The organism is Pseudonocardia endophytica (assembly GCF_004339565.1).
Lineage (GTDB): Bacteria > Actinomycetota > Actinomycetes > Mycobacteriales > Pseudonocardiaceae > Pseudonocardia > Pseudonocardia endophytica.
In genome coordinates, this window is record NZ_SMFZ01000002.1 from 3,052,174 (window position 1) to 3,069,603 (window position 17,430).

Sequence of the window (17,430 nt, forward strand, 5' to 3'; positions counted from 1 at the left end):
GTTCCGGCGGGCCCCAGGGTGGGTATCCGTGCCGACGGAAGGGAGGCGTGGATGACCGTCACACTGCGCGACCGCCACCACCTGCACCTCGTGCTGCTCGCGGGCCTGCGTGACCGCCCGGCGAGCGGAGCGGATCTCGACAGGGAGCTCGCCCGGCGCTCCGGCGGACGCCTCCGGATCGGTGTCCGGACCGTCTACGCGGAGCTGCACCACCTCGCCCGCAACGATCTCGTCGCCTCCGACGGTCCTGGCCGCTACCGGCTGACCGACGCCGGGCTGCGCTCGCTCCGCCATCGGGAGCGGCAGTGGGACGGCTACACCGCCGCCGTCGACGGTGTTCTCGCCACGGGCCGGCCCGACGACTCCGACGGCCGCCGGGCCGAGCCGGACCTCAGAGCCGGCCCATCAGCTCGTCGAGCTGCTCGTAGCCCTCGTTGATGCCGACCTCCATGCCGCTGGCCATCGCGCCGTCCCGGGCGTCGACGCTCTCGAACGTCGACGTGCCGACGAGCCTGGTCCGCCCGTCGCCCAGGTCCTCGAACGTCAGCGTCTCCAGGCACACGCCGTCGGGCATGCCCTCCCACGTGAACGTCTGCACGATCCGCTCGTCCGGCCGGACCTCGTGGAACGAGCCGTAGAACGAGTACGTGCCGTTCTCGTCGTGGTGGGCGTAGCGGTAGCCACCACCGGTGACCGCGTCGAACCGGTCGATGGTCATCCGCAGGCGGCGCGGGCCGAGCCACTGCTTGACCAGGTCCGCCTCGGTGTGGGCGCGGAACAGGTTGTGCACCGGTGCGTCGAACTCGCGTTCGATGCGGATCACCGGCAGGGCCGGGTCGGCGGTGATGCTGGTGGGGTTGGTGGTCTGGTTCATGACTGCTCCTCGGTGTGGTCGTGCTCAGGGGAATCCATCGCGGCGAGCAGGGCGTCGAGACGCTCGTAGCGCGCCTCGGCCTGCCGCCGGTACCGCTCGATCCATGCCGTCATCAGGTCGAACACCTCCGCCTCGAGGTGGACCGGACGGCGTTGGGCCTCCCGGGTCCGGGAGACGAGCCCCGCGTCCTCGAGCACCTTGAGGTGCTTCGAGACGGCCTGCAGGGACACGTCGTAGGGCTCGGCGAGCTCGTTCACCGTCGCGTCGTCGGCCGCCAGCCGGGCGACCATGTCGCGCCGGATCGGGTCGGCGAGTGCGGAGAACACCCGCGAGAGCCGGTCGTCCATGTCCCTCCCCGTTCTCAACCTCTCGGTTGAATAGAACGGTAGCCGTCGGCGCCGACGTATTCAACCCCCAGGTTGAAAAAGCCTGCCCCGACGCGAACGAGGGGCACGTTCGAGCAATCACACTGCTCGAAGGTGCCCCTCGTTACGAGAGCGCGGTCGGCTCAGGGCGTGGTGTTGCCCAGGCTGCCGTGCGGGACGTAGTTCGCCGGGATCACGCCGAGGCGTCCGCGCTGGTAGTCCTCGAACGCCGTCATGACCTCCTCGCGGGTGTTCATCACGAACGGCCCGGCCCAGGCGACCGGCTCGCGGATCGGCAGCCCACCGAGGATCACGACATCCAGGCCGGGCAGGCGGGACTCCTGGGACGTGTTGCCGGACACGGTGATCAGGTCACCCGGTCCGAACACGGCGAGCTGTCCGGTGTGGATCGGCTGACCGTCGCGGCCGACCGTGCCCGCTCCGGAGAGCACGTAGACCAGCGCGTTGTACTCCCGCGGCCACGGCAGGCGCAGCTGCGCGCCGGGCGAGATCGTCGCGTGCACCATCGCCATCGGGGTGTTCGTCGCGCCGGGGCCGCTGACCGCCCCGACGTCGCCGGCGATCACGCGGAGCAGGGCGCCGCCGTCCGACGAGGTGAGCAGGCCGGCCTCGGCCGCCCGGAGGTCCTGGTACTTCGGCTCGACCCACTTGTCCTTGCGCGGCAGGTTCACCCAGAGCTGCAGGCCGTGGAACAGTCCGCCGGAGCGGACCAGCGCCTCCGGCGGCCGCTCGATGTGCAGCAGGCCGGAGCCCGCCGTCATCCACTGCGTGTCGCCATTGGTGATCGTGCCACCGCCGCCGTGCGAGTCACCGTGCTCGAACGTGCCGTCGATGATGTAGGTGACGGTCTCGAAGCCGCGGTGCGGGTGCCAGTCGGTTCCCTTCGGCTCGCCGGGCGCGTACTCGACCTCGCCCATCTGGTCCATGTGCAGGAACGGGTCCAGGTCGCGCATGTCGACCCCGGCGAACGCGCGGCGGACCGGGAAGCCCTCGCCCTCGTGGCCGGACGGGGCGGTCGTCACCTGGCGGACGCCGCGGTCGAGGTCGGTCGGCCCCGGTTCCGGGACGCGGGGAAGGGTGGTGACGTCGGAGACGGTCACGGCGGGCATCGGGACCTCCGGGGTGCCAGGTTGTTGCGTGTTCAACAGTGTGCCCGATGGAACCGCACGACCGCACGGCGCATTCCCGTGCGCCGCGACGCGCGAGGCACCAGACTCGGCCCCGGTCGACATGGGCGTCGGAAGGAGCGGATCACATGAGTGAGCTGTCGGTGGTGCTGGAGGGGCTGTCGTTCCTGGAGGGGCCGCGATGGCATTCCGGCCGCATCTGGGTCAGCGACTTCTACACCCACCGCGTGCTCTCCGCCGACGAGGACGGCTCGCACCTGCGCACCGAGGCTGAGGTGCCGCAGCAACCGTCCGGGACCGGGTGGCTGCCGGACGGCCGGATGCTCGTCGTCTCCATGCGCGACGGCAAGGTCCTGCGCCGCGAGCACGACGGATCCCTCGCCACGCACGCGGACCTGTCGTCGCATGCGGACACGCTGCTCAACGACATGGTCGTCGCCGAGGACGGCACGGCGTGGGTCGGCAGCTTCGGTTTCGACCTGATGTCGCTCGCGCCGCGCAGGGCCGCACCGCTGCTGCGCGTCGACCCGGACGGCACGGTGTCGGTCGCCAGCGAGCCGCTGCACTTCCCGAACGGGCCGACGCTCGTCGACTCCGGGACGCTCGTCGTCGCGGAGACGTTCGGCAACCGCTTGTCCGCGTTCGACATCGGCCCCGACGGCGCGCTGTCCGACCGGCGCGACTGGGCGGCGTTCGGGCCGGTGCCGGAGAGCGAGGAGCCGCTGGAGGCGCTCGGCGCGCTGACCGTCGCGCCGGACGGGATCTCGACGGTCGACGCCGAGGGCGCGATCTGGGTGGCCGACGCGAAGAACAACCGCGTCGTGCGCGTCCGGCAAGGTGGTGACATCGCCGAGGAGATCTCGACGGAGGCGGTCGGCTGCTACGCCTGCATGCTCGGCGGCGCCGACGGCCGCACGCTCTACCTGTGCACCGCGCCCGGCTTCGCCGAGCACGAGCGCCGCGAGACCCGCCTCGGCGCCCTTCTCTGCGCGCGCGTCGACGTGCCGGCGGCCGCCTGAGCGGGACTCGCCGAGCGAGGAGACGACACGAGTGCCCCAGCTCGACGAAGCCGCCTGCCACGACCGGCTCGCCGCCGCACGGGTCGCCCGGCTGGCGACGTTGCGCAAGGACGGCACGCCACGGCTGATCCCGATGACGTTCGCCGTCGTCGACGGCGTGGTGTGCTCGGCGATCGACAGGATCAAGCCGAAGGCGGACAGCAGGCTGGCGCGGCTGCGGGACATCGACCGGGACCCGCGCGTCGCGCTCGTCGTCGACCGCTACGACGACGACTGGTCGCAGCTCTGGTGGGTCCGCGTGGACGCGACGGCGGCCGAGCACACCGAGGGCGACCTGCGCGAACGGGCACTGGACGCGTTGCAGGACAAGTACGAGCCGTACCGGGCGGAGCGCCCGGACGGCTCCGTCCTGGTGTTCACCCCGACCGCGTGGGCGGGCTGGACCGCGACCTGACCCCGCCGGGTGGCGTGTCGCACCTCCGCCCGGCGTGTCGCACCGGTTGCGGCGGGTGCGACACGCCGGAGCGGGGTGCGGCGGTGAGCGAACCGGTGCGGCACGCGGTGACCGGCGCGGTGCCGGCCGGTCCGGCGGTGCGCCGGCTCAGGGGAGACCGGACAGGAAGTCCACGACGGCGCGGTCGGTGTCGTCCGGAAGCTCCAGGTGCGGGGAGTGCCCGCAGCCGAGCTCGACGATCCGGACGTCGCCGCGGGCGTTGTCCCGCACGGACTCCACGTGCGCGAGCGTGCCGTAGGCGTCGTCGTCGCCCTGCACGGCGAGCACCGGCGCGGTGATGCCGGACAGCTCGGCGCGCACGTCCCAGTCGCGGAACTCCGGGGCGAGCCAGACGTCGTTCCAGCTGCGGAACGTGACGTCGGCGTCGCGGTGGTGCCGGGCCATCCGCTCGCGCAGGCCTCCGTCGTCGTAGGCGGTGCGGGCGGCGGCGATCCCGTCGATGCCCCGCTGTTCGACGAACGTGTGCGGGGCGAGCACGACGACGCCGGTGACCGGCACCGGACCGGCGGCCGCGAGCAGGGCGATCGTGCCGCCGTCGGAGTGCCCGACCAGCACCGGACGGTCCAGCCCGAGCCGGTCGACGAGCCGGGGGAGCACGCCCTTCGCCTCGTCGGTCATGAACGTGGTCGGGCGCGGGCCGGGCGGCAGGTCGGAGAAGCCGTGACCGAGTCGTGAGTAGGCGACCGCCCGCCGGCCGGAGGCCACGGCGATCCGCTGGTGGAACCCGCGCCAGAGCCCGACCGACCCGAGTCCTTCGTGGAGGAACAGCAGGGGAGCGCGGTCGTCGAGGCCGGGGACGTCGTCGTACTCGAAGCGGAGGCCGTCCAGATCCAGGGTCGAGAGCGTCACGCCTGGCCATCCAACACGGCGATCAACTTCTTCGGCGCCACGCACCGGTACGCGTCGGTGGCGATCTCCCGGATCTCCTCCCAGTCGGGTGCCAGCTCGCCCTCGCCGTCGAGGATCACGCCCAGCCAGCCGCGGTGCCCGACGTACGGCGGGCGGAAGAACCGCCCCGGCTCCTCGGCGACGAGCTCCTCCTGCACGCCGGGTGGTGCGGCGCACCAGAACGCGAGGTGCTCGCTGCCGTGGTGGTAGGGCGTGTAGCTGACGAACGACTTGCGGACGAACCACGTCGGCGAGCCGTGGCTGATCTTCTCCGTCGCCTCGGGCAGTGACAGGCAGATCTCCCGCAGGCGGGGCAGAGGGTCGTCGCTCACGACCCCGGACGGTAGGTCCCGAAGCACCAGCGGTTGTCCTCGGGATCGGTGACGGCGAACTCCCGCGATCCGTACGGCTGGTCGGTCAGGCCGAGCGCGACCGTCGCGCCCGCGGCGACCGCCTTGTCGTGCAACGAGTCCGGGTCGTCGGTGGTCAGGTAGAGGACCGCTGTGCCGCTGTCGAACGCGCCGGCGGGATCGGAGCGCTGGGCCAGCAGCAGGGTGTCCGTGTCGTCGCCGTCGTCCCAGGCCAGGACGGCGTGCACGACGGTCCCGGAGTCGTCGGCGTGCACGGCGACCTCACGCAGGCCGAGGGCGCCGGTGAGGAACGAGATGGCCGCGCGGGGGTCGTCGTAGCGCAGCGTCGGGTGCATGCTCATGGCGCGGAACGCTAGCGGCGGCGGAGCCCACCGGATTGCACGAATGGGAACGCGGGCTACAGCCGGGCGTCCTCCGGGAGGCGTGGTGTGAGACCCCACTCCGACCGGAACGCCGTCGGCGTGACGCCCGCCAGCGCGCGGAACTCGCGCACGAGGTGGGGTTGGTCGGAGTATCCGCAGGTCGCGGCGATGTCGGCCAGCGACGAGGTGCCGGCCACCACGAGCCCGGACGCCCGCTCGAAGCGCAGCACCCGCCCGGTCGTCTTCGGGGCGAGACCCACCTGGTCGCGGAACCGGGTCAGCAGGTGGCGCCTGCTCCAGCCGGTCTCCGCGGCGAGGTCATCGACCCGCACCGCCCCGGCGGTGGCACACAGCCGCGACCAGGCGTGGCGGACCTCCGGATCCGGGTGCCGGGCCCGGTCGTCGAGCATCCGGCCGGCGAGCAGCCGGTTCACGTGCGCGATCCGTGCCGGCCAGCCGGGCAGCGCCGCCAGCCGTTCCGGCATGGACGCGAGCGCCCGGTCGCCGAGCTCGTCGAGGGCTGGGACGCGGCCGGTCAGAGACTCCGTCGAGTGTCCGAGCAGGGTGTAGAGGCCGAGCGGCGTGAGGTCGATCTGCAGTCCGGACTGCTCGCCGGTGAACTCGGTGAGCACCGCCGAGTCGCCCATCCCCGCCACGAACGATCCGCACTCGAGGGCGCCGAACGCGCCGCGCATCGACATCCGCGTGCCGAAGAAGACGACCAGCGCGCAGCTCCCGACCGGCGCCTGGCGGCGCCGCACCGGTGCGGCACTGAACTCCCGGAAGCCGAGGTACCGGCGCACGTGACCGGCCAGCACGGCCGGCGGCCGTGCCGGCGCGTACTCCGGGACGACGTCCGGCACCGGCCCAGTCTGCCGAACACCGGCGGTCCGGGCACGGGTGATTTCCGGGGGACGTCCGTGCGGCATCGCTCGCCCGCTTGCGTGCCGTACCGGCGGTCGGTCAGGATCGCCCGGTGATCGTGGACCTCCGGCTCTGGGCTCGACTGCACGTCGACCTGTGCCGGACCCGTTCGTCCGCCTGTCGTTGAGCGACCGCTCCGACCCTCCGCACGTCTCGTTCCAGGGAGAACTGTGTCCGTCACCGTCCCGAGCGCCGCTCCCCGCCCCTCCGACGTCCTCCACCTCGAGCCACTGGGCCCCGATTTCGGGGTGCTCGTCCACGACCTCGACCTGGCCGTCGCCGACGACACGCGCCTGGCCGCCGTCCGTGCCGCGCTGACCGAGTACAAGGTCCTGTTCTTCCGCGGCCAGACCCTCGACCCCGACGCCCAGGTGCGGCTCGGGAACAGGCTGGGGGAGCTGACCGCGTCGCACCCGGTCGTGCCCGGCATCGACGCCGCGCACGCCGAGATCTACGCGCTGGACAGCGCCGACGACGGGTTCTCCGACATCTGGCACACCGACGTCACGTTCATGAAGCGCCCGCCGCTCGGCTCGATCCTGCGCGCGGTGACGCTGCCGCCGTCCGGCGGTGACACGAACTGGGCCGACCTGGAGCTGGCGTACGCCTCCCTGTCCGCCCCGGTCCAGCGCCTGGCCGACGAGCTGACCGCCGAGCACGACGGCTTCAAGGACTTCGGCGAGCGTCTCCACCAGCGCCAGGGCGGCCAGGGCAGCGAGTGGGACGGCGAGACGATCACGGCGCTGGAGCCGGTCGTGCACCCGGTCGTGCGGGTGCACCCGGAGACCGGGCGGAGGTCGCTGTTCGTGAACCCGGGCTTCACGACGCGGATCGTCGGTGTCTCCGAGGCCGAGAGCCGGCACCTGCTCGACCTGTTCTACGCACACCTGACGAAGCCGGAGCACATCGTCCGGCACCGCTGGGCCGAGGGTGACGTCGCCATGTGGGACAACCGGTCCACCGCCCACTACGCGAACCGCGACTACGGCGACGCGCGGCGCGTGATGCACCGCGTCACGCTGCGCGGCGACGGGCCGGTCGGCGTCGAGGTGCTGCGTTGACGGTGAGATCGGTGCGGCGGCTCCTGCTCGCCGTGCTCCTGGTCGCGGCCACCGTGACCGGGTGCGCGTCGGGGCCGGACACCGGCGGCGTGACCGTGCGCGCGGCCCAGTTCCCGTGGAGCGCGGCGAAGCTGACGAACACGATCCTGTCCGAGGTCGCGACGACCCATCCCGAGCTGGGTGTCACGGACTGGAAGACGATCCAGGTGAGCCCCGCGACGGCGTGGGCGGGAGCACAGCGCGGCGACGTCGACGTGCTGTCCGAGATCGCCATGCCGAACCAGCGGAAGCTGGCGGACAAGGCGAAGGACCGGATCGACGTGCTCCGCCCGACGTACAGCGGCGCCGAGCAGGGCTGGTTCGTACCGACCTACGCGCTCGCCCCCGGGCAGCCACTGGCCGGGCTGCGCAACGTGAACCAGCTCAACCGGTACGCGCCCGCCCTGGACGGCAAGCTGATCGACTCGGACCCGAGCTTCCTGACGACCGAGCAGAACGCGAAGCGCCTGTCCGGGTACAAGCTCGACCTGGAGCAGGTGACGTCCAGCGAGGCGGCGCAGATCGCCGAGCTGCAGCGGGCCTACGAGCGCCGGGCGCCGATCCTGGTGTTCCTCTACCACCCGTCGTACGTGTTCCAGCAGTTCGACATGACGCAGCTGCAGGAACCGGCCCCGTACGAGGACGGCTGCTTCGACACCGGCGACGGTGCGTGCGCGATGCCGGACTACTCGGCGTGGACGGCGATCAGCAAGGACCTGCGGACGACGGCGCCGCGGTTCGCCTCGATGCTGGAGCGCTTCCAGCTGCCGCTGCCCGACGTCGAGACGATGCTCAGGCGCGTCGACGTGGACAACGAGGACGTGGAGACGGTGGCCAGGGACTACGTGGCGACGCACCCGCAGCTGGTGCAGAGGTGGGTGGGAGCAGCATGAGCCCGATGATCTCGGTCCGGAACCTGACCAAGGTGTTCGGCGAGGGCAAGACCGTCGACGACGCCGTCGCGCTGGCGGGCGAGGGGATCGGCCGCGGCGAGATCCAGCAGCGCACCGGCGCGACGCTGGCCGTGCACGACGTGTCGTTCGACATCGAGCCCGGTGAGCTGTTCGTGATCATGGGCCTGTCCGGATCCGGGAAGTCCACACTGGTCCGGCTGCTGAACCGGCTGATCGAGCCCACGTCCGGGTCGATCGAGGTCGACGGCCGCGATCTCGGCTCGCTCGGCGACGCGGACCTGCGGTCGTTGCGCAACAAGCGGATCGCCATGGTGTTCCAGCACTTCGCGCTGCTGCCGCACCGCACCGTGCGGCAGAACGCCGAGTACGGGCTGCAGATCCGCGGCGTCGATCCCGGGGAACGTCGGGAGAAGGCTCAGTGGGCGCTCGAGCAGGTCGGTCTCGGAGACCGGGCCGACGCCCGTCCGGGTCAGCTGTCCGGCGGCATGCAGCAACGTGTCGGTCTGGCCCGCGCGCTGGCCAGCGACACCGACGTGCTGCTGATGGACGAGCCGTACTCGGCGCTCGACCCGCTGATCCGCCGGGACATGCAGCACCTGCTGGTGCGGCTGCAGCGGGAGCTCCGCAAGACGATCGTGTTCATCACGCACGACCTCAACGAGGCGATGCTGCTCGGCGACCGGATCCTGCTGCTCAAGGACGGCCGGCTGGTCCAGGTCGGGACCGGGCCGCAGATCCTCGAGTCGCCTGCCGACGACTACGTGCGGGACTTCGTGTCCGACGTGGACCGCAGCCGGGTACTCACCGCGTCCGACGTGATCCGGGACCCGCGGATCACGGTGACACTCGACGAGCGACCGGCCGATGTGCTCGTCCGGCTCGGGAAGGCGGAGGCGACCGGCGCCTACGTCGTCGACGACGAGAGGCGCATCCTCGGCGTGATCCGCGACGACTGGCTGGGCACCGCGGCGTCGAACGGGAACTCCGGCATCGACCGGAACGCGCTCGTCGAGGAGTTCCGCACCACCGAGTCCGACCGTCCGCTGATCGACCTGCTGCACCAGGTGGGCCGCAACCCCGTCCCGCTGGCGGTGATCGACGACGAGCGCAGGCTGCTCGGCGTCGTGCCCCGCGGGGCCGTGCTGGCCGCCCTCTCCGACCCGAACAGGAGCAGCTGACATGCCACGGATCGAGCTGGGCAGCTATGTCGAGGCGTTCGTCCTCTGGCTGCTGCAGGCGATACCCGGCCTGCTCGACGGCATCGGGGCCGTCGTCGAGGCCGTGGTCGACGCGCTCACGGTCGTGCTGACGGGGCCGCCGTTCTGGGTGTGGGTGATCATCCTGACGGTGGCCGCGCTGCTGGTCCGCGGTTGGGGCCTGGCCGTGTTCACGCTGGTCGCGTTCCTGCTGGTGGACTCGCTGAACCTGTGGCAGGAGACGATGGAGACGCTCGGCGTCGTGATCGTCGCCGCGGTGATCGCGACGGCGATCGGCGTCCCGCTGGGCATCTGGGCGGCCCGCAGACGGGCGGCCGGCACGGTGCTGCGGCCGCTGCTGGACCTGATGCAGACCACACCGGTGTTCGTCTACCTGATCCCGGCCGTGTTCTTCTTCGGCATCGGCGTCACCCCGGGTGTGGTCGCGACGACCGTGTTCTCCATCCCGCCCGCCGTCCGCCTGACCGAGCTGGGCATCCGCGGCGTGGACTCCGAGGTCGTCGAGGCGGCGCACGCGTTCGGCGCCCACCCGCGCCAGATCCTGCGCGAGGTGCAGCTGCCGATGGCGCTGCCGTCGATCATGGCAGGCATCAACCAGGTGATCATGCTGGCGCTGTCCATGGTGGTCGTCGCCGGCCTGGCAGGCGCCGGGGGACTGGGCACCGTCGTGGTGAGCGCGGTGACCCAGCTGGACATCGCGTCCGGGTTCGAGGGCGGACTGGCGGTCGTGATCGTGGCGATCTTCCTGGACCGCTTCACGTCCGCACTCGCCGAGCGTCCGAGCCGCGGCCTCTGGTCGAAGCTGCGCGCCCGCCGTACGTCGACCGCGCCCGCGGCGGGCGCCGACGAGTCCCGCTCGCCGCAGCCCGCCGCGGCCTGACCCGCCCCCTCTTTCGCAACGAACGGCACCTTCGAGCAGTGGCATTGCTCGACGGTGCCGTTCGTTCGCCGAGGCGGGCGAGTGGGTGGGCTACTGCAGCTGCGCGTTCGCGTAGACGGTCATCGCGTCGCGCAGGTACGGCGTCAGGCCCTCGGCGTAGCCGTCGATCGTCGCGGTGAACCGCGGGTCGGACACGTACATCTCGCCGAGCCCGACGTAGGCCTCCCGGCCGGGGACCCAGAACCGGCTGACCCACGCGTGGTGCGCGCCGACGGCGTCCTGCACGGCCGGGGCATCGACGGGCGTGCCGGCCGCCATCAGCTCGGCCAGCCTGCGGTGCACGGCGTTCATCTCCCCGTGCACCTCCGCCGCCGTCTCCCGGTCCCAGCCGGCCGCCGTCTGCTGGACGGCGACGGCCTCGTCGCCCCACCGCTCGCGCGCCTCGGCGCCGTGCGGGTCGTCGCGGAACGCCGCGAACATCTCCTCGGCACTCATCGGGTCTCCCCCTTCGGACTCGTCGATGGACTTCGCGACGGTGGCGGCGAGCCGCAGCAGGCGGTCCGCGTCGGCGAGCAGGCGGTCGTGGTGGCGGCGCAGCGCCGCGACCTCGTCGTCCTGCCCGTCGAGCACCGACGCGATCTCCGCCAGGCCCATCCCGAGCTCGCGCAGCAGCAGCACGTGCTGAAGCCGCCGCAGCTCGGCACGTCCGTAGACCCGCTGGCCGCCCGCACCGGTGCCGGCCGGGACGAGCAGCCCCACGTGGTCGTAGTGCCGCAGCGTCCGCGAGCTGATCCCGGTCAGGCGGACCAGCTCGGCCGTGGACCAGCTCTCCGTCACGCGCGGAACGCTAGGCGTTGACGCCGCGTCAACCGCAAGATGGCGTCGTGAACGATCTCGCGCGGGAGCTGCTGAGCCTGGTCGGCGACGGGAGCGGACGGGTGCTCGTCGGCGTCACCGGGGCGCCGGGGGCGGGCAAGACGACGCTCGCCCGTGACCTGGTCGCCGCGCTGCGCGACGTGCCGCCACCCGGACACCGGCCGGGGGAGTGGATCGCGCACGTGCCGATGGACGGGTTCCACCTCGCCGACGTCGCTCTGGAATCGCTCGGGCTGCGGGACCGGAAGGGCGCCGCCGAGACGTTCGACGCGCACGGCTACCTCGCGCTGCTGCGCCGCCTGCGCGCGGACGGGCCGGAGACCGTGTGGGCGCCCGCGTTCGAGCGGGAGCTGGAACAGCCTCTGGCCGGGGCGATCGGGGTCGGGCCCGGCGCGCGCCTGGTCCTGACCGAAGGCAACTACCTCCTGCTCGACGACGACCCGTGGCCGGCCGTCGCGGCCGAGCTGGACCGGGTGTGGTTCGTCGACCCGCCGGACGACGTGCGCCTCGAGCGGCTCGTCGCCCGGCACGAGCGGTTCGGCAAGGCCCCGGAGTTCGCGCGGCAGTGGGTGCACGACGTCGACGAGCCGAACGCCCGGCTGGTGCAGGCGACCCGGGCCCGGGCCGACCGGGTGGTGGAGGTGGGCTGACCGCCGCGGGGTGGCCGGGCGTCGATGATCGGCGAGCCGGTCCGGATCAGGGCGGGAGACTGCGCCGAACCGGACTCGTCCGCCGATCATGACGTGCCGACGGCCAGCGACACCGCCAGCGCGACCATCACCGCGGCCACCGTCACGTCGAGCACCCGCCATGCCGTGGGGCGGGCGAACATCCCGGCCAGGCGTGACGCACCCAGGCTGACCGAGAAGAACCACGTCACGCTCGCGGTGATCACGCCCGCCCCGAACAGCCACCGCCCGTCGCCCTGGTGCGCGTTCGCGATCGAGCCGAGCATCAGGACGTCGAGGTAGAGGTGCGGGTTGAGCAGGGTCAGCGCGGCGGCCGTGCCCAGCACGGTGAGCAGCGACCCACCCCGCCCGGACGCGTGCAGGGATCCCGGCCGCACCGCCCGCTGCAGCGCGAACGCGGCGTACACGAGCAGGTAGACCACTCCGACGACCCGGATGACCTCCAGCAGCCCGGGAACCCTGGTCACCAGCGCCCCGACCCCGGCGATCGCCGCCGCGATCAGCACCAGGTCCGCCGCCGAGCAGAACGACGCGACCGCCACCGGGTGCTCCCGTCGCAGGCCCTGGCGCAGCACGAACGCGTTCTGCGCGCCGATCGCGGGGATGAGGGCGATACCGGTCCCGAAACCGGCGAGGAGCGTCAGCACGTGATCGACGCTAGGAAGCCCGTGGCCCGGCGTCCAACTCATGTTTCTTCATGAGCCTTAGAATCACTTCATGTACGACCGGGAGCGGCTGGCGACGCTGAGCGCGGTCGTCGACGAGGGCGGGTTCGAGCCGGCCGCCGCTCGGTTGCACGTCACGCCCTCCGCCGTGTCGCAGCGGATCAAGGCTCTGGAGCAGCAGGCCGGCCAGGTGCTGGTCCGCCGGACCCGCCCGTGCCGCGCGACGGACGCCGGGCAGGCACTGCTGCGGCTGGCCCGCCAGATCTCGGTGCTCGAGGGCGAGGTGACCCGTTCGTTGGGCGACCCGCGGGAGGCGACCCACCTGCCGGTCGCGGTGAACGCCGACTCGCTCACGCACTGGTTCCTGGACGCGGTGACCCCGCTGGTCGTCGCGCACGGCGTCCGGTTGGACCTGCACGTCGACGACGAGGAGCACACCGCGGCGCTGCTGCGCGACGGCACGGTCGTGGGTGCCGTGACGACCGCACCGGAGCCGGTGCAGGGCTGCGTCGCCGAGCCGCTCGGCGCGACCCGCTACCGGCCCGTCGCAACGCCCGGGATCGCCGCCCAGTGGTTCGACGGGCAGGACCCGGTCCATGCGTTCCCGGCTGCTCCACGGGTGGACTTCGGACCGAAGGACCGGCTGCAGACCCGGTTCGTCCGGCAGATCACGCACCGGCCGTGCACCGGTCCCGCGCACCGCGTCCCGGCCGCCGACGGGTACCACGCGGCGATCCGCGCGGGACTCGGCTGGGGCATGTTCACCGATGCGCCGGCCATGGCCGAGGCCGCCACCGGCGACCTGGTGCTGATCGGCGGCGAGCGCCACCTCGACGTGCCGCTGTACTGGCAGCACTGGCGGATGCGCACGACCGTGCTCGACGACCTGGCCGCGTCGGTCCGGCGGGTCGCGGCCGGGGTGCTGGTCCCGCGCGGGTGACGGGTCAGGCCCCGCTGCGCCAGGGCCTGCCCAGCCGGATGTCGCAGGTGATCTCGTCGGCCGGCACCCCGGTCAGGTCCGCGATGAGCTCGCGCACCGCGTCCTCCGCGCCGCGCGGATCGTCGACGGTGGTCGACGCCTCGATCCCCGGTACGTAGAGCGTCAACCGGCGATCGGCCCGCCAGGCCACCACGTCGAAGTGATGGCGTCCGTTCACACCGACAACCGTAGCCGGTCGGCCGACGCGGCGGGCAGGGTCCGCGGTCGGCACCGGTCAGCCGTTCGTCCCGTCGCCGGACCGGTCGGACCCGCCGCCGAGGAGCCCGCCGCCGCCGTTCGAGTCGTCGGACGGATTGGCCGTCGACTGCGGCGGGGACGACGTCGCCGGCGCCGGCGGGGGAGGCGGAGGTGGCGGCGGGGCCGCCTGCGTCGGCTCGGGGGCCTGCGTCGGCTCCGGCGTGGCCGGTCGCACCGGCGTCACGGGCGTGTCCGGCTCGTTCGGCGCACGGTCCGACGGCGGCTTGCCGATCGCCTTGAACGTCGGGAAGTCGACCGCCTGACCGGCCCGCACGACGTCCGCCATGAACGACTGCCAGACGTGCCCCGGCAGGTCCTTGCCGTTGATCGGCGCACCGCTCGCGTCCTGGATCGGGTCGTTGCGGTCGGTGCCGACCCACACGGCGCTGACGATGTCCGGCGTGAACCCGGCGAACCAGGCGTCGTTGTTCTGGCCCTCGATGCGCGACTGCACGGTGCCCGTCTTCGCGGCGACCTCCTGGCCGGACGGCAGCGCCAGGTCGTCGTTCTTCGCGACGTCCATCATGCCCTCGGCGACGTTGCGCGCGACCTGCTCCGGGAAGCGCTGCTCGCCCTCGCCCGGCTGGTACTCGTACAGCACCCGCCCGTCGGAGTCGACAACCTTGGACACGAGGTGCGGCGCGTGCCACACCCCGCCGTCGGCGATGGTCGCGTAGGCGGACGCCAGCTGGACCGGGGTGGTCTCCTTGTTGCCCAGCGCGAGGCGCGCGTCCGGATTGTCCAGCGGGGACGTGATGCCGGCCAGCCGGGCCGCGTCGGCGACCTTCTGTGGTCCGACCTCGGCCGCGAGCTTCGTGAACACGACGTTGTTCGAGATCGTCAGGGCCTGCTTGAGGTCGCACTTCGGGCAGTTCGCGCCGTCCGCGTTGCGCAGGCCCACCTGCTCGGAGCCGTCGTAGGTCTGGCCGAGCCCGATCGGCGGATCGTTCATGAGCCCGGCGAGCACGACGAACGGCTTGAACGTCGATCCCGGCTGCTTGGACACCTTCGCGTAGTCGATGCCGGTGCCGTCCTTGCCGCCGTAGTAGCCGACGATGCCACCGGTCTTCGGGTCGATCGCGACCGCGCCGGTGCGCAGGACGTCCGGCTGCCCCTCCATCTGCTTCTGGACGGAGTCGGTGAGCTGCTGCTGGCGGCCCGGGTCGATCGTCGTCGTGACCTGCAGCCCGCCCTGGGAGAACGCCTGGTCGGAGATGCCGAGGTTGGAGAGCTCGGACTTGACGGCGTTCAGGATGTGACCGCGGTCGTCGGTCAGCGAGCTCGACGCGGAGCTGTTCTGCGGCGAGATCGTCTGCGGGAACTGGGCGCTCGCGCGGTCGGCCTTCGAGATCCAGTTCATCTGGGCCATGCCGTCCATCACGAACGACCAGCGCTCGCGCGCCTTCTGTGGGTCGATCGCCGGGTCCCAGCGCGACGGCGACTGGATGACGCCGGCCAGCAGCGCGCCCTCGCTGGGCGACAGCTGGTTCGCCGGCTTGCCGAAGTAGGCGAAGCTGGCCGACTGGATGCCGTACGCGCCGCGGCCGAAGTAGATCGCGTTCAGGTAGTCGTTGAGGATCTCGTCCTTCGTCTTGGACTGCGAGACCTTCAACGAGATGATCAGTTCCTTGTACTTGCGCCAGTACGACGCCTCGTTGCCGACGAGCGTGTTCTTCACGTACTGCTGCGTGATCGTCGAACCGCCGCCGCCCACGCCGATGAGCTGGTTGAACGCCGCACGCAGGATGCCGGTGATGTCGAATCCGGGGTTCGAGTAGAAGCTGCGGTCCTCCGCCGAGAGGACGGCCTCCCGGACCTGCTGCGGGACGTCGTTGATCCCGACCTTGATCCGGTTGCCCTGCTCGGGAACGAGCCGTGCGAGCTGCGCGCCGTCCGCGTAGGACACGGTCGCGACCTGGTTGTTCACCGCGTCGTCCGGGTTGGGCACGGAGAAGAACGCCCAGCCGAGCCCCAACAGCAGCAGCGGCAGGAGCACGATCGACGCCGCGGTCCCGATCAGCGAGAACGTGATCTGCCTGCGACGACGGGTGCGCAGCTGCTCCGGTGACAGCGCGGCCTTCTGCTCGGCGTCGAGGATGCCCAGCTTCGTGCGGGCGAACTCGATCCCCGGGCCGGCGAACGCGACGACCTTGCCGAGCGGCCCGGATGCCGGGACGGGGGCCGCGCGTCGACGGCGGCGGGGTGGCGCGCCCTCGTCACCGGCTCCGGTCCGCTGCGACGCGCGGGTGGGGGCCTCGCGGCCGTGCCGTGCGGTGGTGCGGTCGGCGGGCATCGTCCGGGTCGCGCCATCACCGTCCGGTCCGGTGGTTCCGGCTGCGGTGGCCCGTGTCCGGCCGTCGCCCGCGATGCGTGTCGGGGGGCCGTCGGGGCCACGGTCGGGTGCGCCGTGACGTCCGGTGCGGCTACCGGTCGTGGCCGTTCCCTGATCCTGAGCCACGTGGACGCCACGCGTCGGGGTTCCGTTCGGCGGCACACCGTCGGCACGCGTGTCGTCGTGCCGGGCGCCGTTGCGCGCGGCGCCGTCCCGGGTGGCGTCGCCGTGCCGGCGTCCGTTCTGCCGGGCACCGGCGCCGTCCGCGTGTGCGCCGTTCGAGTGCGCGCCATCGGGCCGCGAACCGTTGGACCGCGCGCCGTTCGCGTGTGCGCCGTCCGGGCGGGTCGGGTCGGCGGGAGCACCGTTCCGACGCGCTCCGTTCGCCGGTGCTCCGTCCGGCTGGGCCGTGCGGGGACCACGCCGCGGAGCTGCCGCAGGCGGACGGGCGTCGGGCGGGGGTGTCGCCGGCGGGGGAGTCGCCGGCCGGTCGGCCGGTCGCGCCGGGGGCGGAGCGGCGGAGGGACGCCTGCCGGGCGGCGGGGTCTGCGGCTCGCGCGGGGCGGGCGGCGGCGTTCCCGGGTCCCTCGGGACCGTTCCGGGGTCGCGCGGGACCGTGCCGCCCCGGACCCGCAGGCCCACACGGGACGTGGAGTCGGAGCCGGGCGCCCGCCCGCCATGGTCGCGAGCCTCCGGTCCCCGGTTGCCGCGCTCGTCGCCACCGTCCGCAGGATCCGGTCGCCGGTCGTCGCGCCTGCCCTCCGGGCGCCGTCGGTCACCAGCACGCCGGTCACCGGGGGCGTCGGACGACGGCCGCCGCGACGGTGGAGTGGGACCTGCGGGCACCCGGCTTCTCCTTTCCCGGCCCCGGGTCGGGGCGATGTTTCCGGCGGATCAACGAGCGCCGTGCGGCCCGCGATGTGCCCCGTGCACGACGTCACTCGAATGTCGGCACCACCTCGACGTGCCGGATCCGGTCCGTGACCGGCCCCTGACCACGCAGGTCGAGCCGCCGTTTCATCGTGCGCCGCACCGCCCGGGCGCGCTCATGATCA

20 protein-coding genes are annotated in these 17,430 nt (G+C 72.6%); 9 read left to right on the plus strand and 11 right to left on the minus strand.

Features of this window, described 5'->3' with window-relative positions; translation table 11 throughout:
• Positions 1 to 51 precede the first annotated feature (51 nt).
• Complete coding sequence (locus EV378_RS32955; protein WP_132431644.1) at positions 52 to 438, plus strand: PadR family transcriptional regulator; 387 nt, start codon at positions 52 to 54, stop codon at positions 436 to 438.
• On the opposite strand, the gene EV378_RS32960 is transcribed toward EV378_RS32955, so the two are convergent.
• From EV378_RS32960 to EV378_RS32970, 3 genes are all read right to left on the minus strand, one after another.
• The gene (locus tag EV378_RS32960) at positions 392 to 874 is read right to left on the minus strand and encodes an SRPBCC family protein (protein WP_132431646.1); all 483 of its coding nucleotides are present in this window, start codon (positions 872 to 874) and stop codon (positions 392 to 394) included. The two genes, EV378_RS32955 and EV378_RS32960, sit on opposite strands and share 47 nt — an antisense overlap.
• Entirely contained in the window at positions 871 to 1,221 is a 351-nt protein-coding gene (locus EV378_RS32965) for an ArsR/SmtB family transcription factor (RefSeq protein ID WP_132431648.1), read from the minus strand. Before EV378_RS32965 ends, EV378_RS32960 begins: the two co-directional genes overlap by 4 nt.
• Before the next feature lie 161 nt (positions 1,222 to 1,382).
• Positions 1,383 to 2,369 (minus strand): pirin family protein, encoded by a 987-nt coding sequence (locus EV378_RS32970; protein WP_132431650.1) that lies wholly within the window; start codon positions 2,367 to 2,369, stop codon positions 1,383 to 1,385.
• A gap of 146 nt (positions 2,370 to 2,515) precedes the next feature.
• On the opposite strand from EV378_RS32970, the gene EV378_RS32975 reads away from it, so the two are divergent.
• Positions 2,516 to 3,406: an SMP-30/gluconolactonase/LRE family protein gene (locus tag EV378_RS32975; protein ID WP_132431652.1), complete on the plus strand. Its 891-nt coding sequence runs from the start codon at positions 2,516 to 2,518 to the stop codon at positions 3,404 to 3,406.
• A 31-nt stretch (positions 3,407 to 3,437) separates the two neighbouring features.
• Positions 3,438 to 3,860: a TIGR03668 family PPOX class F420-dependent oxidoreductase gene (locus EV378_RS32980; RefSeq protein ID WP_132431654.1), complete on the plus strand. Its 423-nt coding sequence runs from the start codon at positions 3,438 to 3,440 to the stop codon at positions 3,858 to 3,860.
• A gap of 147 nt (positions 3,861 to 4,007) precedes the next feature.
• On the opposite strand, the gene EV378_RS32985 is transcribed toward EV378_RS32980, so the two are convergent.
• From EV378_RS32985 to EV378_RS33000, 4 genes are read right to left on the minus strand one after another with little or no spacing between them, the layout of a single operon-like run.
• Positions 4,008 to 4,769 carry an alpha/beta fold hydrolase gene (locus EV378_RS32985; RefSeq protein WP_132431656.1) on the minus strand — a complete coding sequence of 254 codons (762 nt, stop codon included), beginning with the start codon at positions 4,767 to 4,769 and terminating at the stop codon, positions 4,008 to 4,010.
• Positions 4,766 to 5,140 carry an MmcQ/YjbR family DNA-binding protein gene (locus EV378_RS32990; RefSeq protein WP_132431658.1) on the minus strand — a complete coding sequence of 125 codons (375 nt, stop codon included), beginning with the start codon at positions 5,138 to 5,140 and terminating at the stop codon, positions 4,766 to 4,768. Before EV378_RS32990 ends, EV378_RS32985 begins: the two co-directional genes overlap by 4 nt.
• On the minus strand, positions 5,137 to 5,520 hold the full coding sequence (locus EV378_RS32995; protein ID WP_207908934.1) for a VOC family protein: 384 nt from the start codon (positions 5,518 to 5,520) through the stop codon (positions 5,137 to 5,139). The genes EV378_RS32990 and EV378_RS32995 overlap by 4 nt, the downstream gene beginning before the upstream one ends.
• Before the next feature lie 56 nt (positions 5,521 to 5,576).
• A complete protein-coding gene (locus EV378_RS33000; RefSeq protein ID WP_165922595.1) occupies positions 5,577 to 6,404 on the minus strand; it encodes a helix-turn-helix domain-containing protein in 828 nt (275 codons plus the stop codon).
• 231 nt (positions 6,405 to 6,635) lie between these two features.
• On the opposite strand from EV378_RS33000, the gene EV378_RS33005 reads away from it, so the two are divergent.
• Genes EV378_RS33005 through EV378_RS33020 form a run of 4 tightly spaced genes read left to right on the plus strand, consistent with a single transcriptional unit; the run spans position 6,636 to position 10,576 of the window.
• Positions 6,636 to 7,526 (plus strand): TauD/TfdA dioxygenase family protein, encoded by an 891-nt coding sequence (locus EV378_RS33005; RefSeq protein WP_132431662.1) that lies wholly within the window; start codon positions 6,636 to 6,638, stop codon positions 7,524 to 7,526.
• Between the two features lie 2 nt (positions 7,527 to 7,528).
• Positions 7,529 to 8,458, plus strand: a complete 930-nt coding sequence (locus EV378_RS33010) for a glycine betaine ABC transporter substrate-binding protein (RefSeq protein WP_243653984.1) — start codon at positions 7,529 to 7,531, stop codon at positions 8,456 to 8,458.
• Between the two features lie 5 nt (positions 8,459 to 8,463).
• Positions 8,464 to 9,657, plus strand: coding sequence for a quaternary amine ABC transporter ATP-binding protein (locus tag EV378_RS33015; protein ID WP_207908935.1), 1,194 nt, complete (start codon positions 8,464 to 8,466; stop codon positions 9,655 to 9,657).
• 1 nt (position 9,658) lies between these two features.
• The gene (locus EV378_RS33020) at positions 9,659 to 10,576 is read left to right on the plus strand and encodes an ABC transporter permease (protein ID WP_132431668.1); all 918 of its coding nucleotides are present in this window, start codon (positions 9,659 to 9,661) and stop codon (positions 10,574 to 10,576) included.
• 90 nt (positions 10,577 to 10,666) lie between these two features.
• Here EV378_RS33020 and EV378_RS33025 read toward each other — a convergent pair whose 3' ends face one another.
• Positions 10,667 to 11,413: a MerR family transcriptional regulator gene (locus EV378_RS33025; protein ID WP_132431670.1), complete on the minus strand. Its 747-nt coding sequence runs from the start codon at positions 11,411 to 11,413 to the stop codon at positions 10,667 to 10,669.
• Between the two features lie 47 nt (positions 11,414 to 11,460).
• Here EV378_RS33025 and EV378_RS33030 point away from each other — a divergent pair, with 47 nt between their 5' ends.
• Entirely contained in the window at positions 11,461 to 12,102 is a 642-nt protein-coding gene (locus EV378_RS33030; protein ID WP_132431672.1) for a nucleoside/nucleotide kinase family protein, read from the plus strand.
• Positions 12,103 to 12,188: 86 nt separating this feature from the next.
• Here the strand turns inward: EV378_RS33030 and EV378_RS33035 are convergent, their stop codons facing one another.
• On the minus strand, positions 12,189 to 12,788 hold the full coding sequence (locus tag EV378_RS33035) for a LysE/ArgO family amino acid transporter (RefSeq protein ID WP_243653877.1): 600 nt from the start codon (positions 12,786 to 12,788) through the stop codon (positions 12,189 to 12,191).
• A 70-nt stretch (positions 12,789 to 12,858) separates the two neighbouring features.
• On the opposite strand from EV378_RS33035, the gene EV378_RS33040 reads away from it, so the two are divergent.
• Positions 12,859 to 13,746 carry a LysR family transcriptional regulator ArgP gene (locus tag EV378_RS33040; protein WP_132431676.1) on the plus strand — a complete coding sequence of 296 codons (888 nt, stop codon included), beginning with the start codon at positions 12,859 to 12,861 and terminating at the stop codon, positions 13,744 to 13,746.
• Positions 13,747 to 13,750: 4 nt separating this feature from the next.
• Here EV378_RS33040 and EV378_RS33045 read toward each other — a convergent pair whose 3' ends face one another.
• Complete coding sequence (locus EV378_RS33045) at positions 13,751 to 13,963, minus strand: hypothetical protein (RefSeq protein ID WP_132431678.1); 213 nt, start codon at positions 13,961 to 13,963, stop codon at positions 13,751 to 13,753.
• 57 nt (positions 13,964 to 14,020) lie between these two features.
• Complete coding sequence (locus tag EV378_RS33050) at positions 14,021 to 16,336, minus strand: transglycosylase domain-containing protein (RefSeq protein WP_132431680.1); 2,316 nt, start codon at positions 16,334 to 16,336, stop codon at positions 14,021 to 14,023.
• Between the last annotated feature and the right edge of the window lie 1,094 nt (positions 16,337 to 17,430).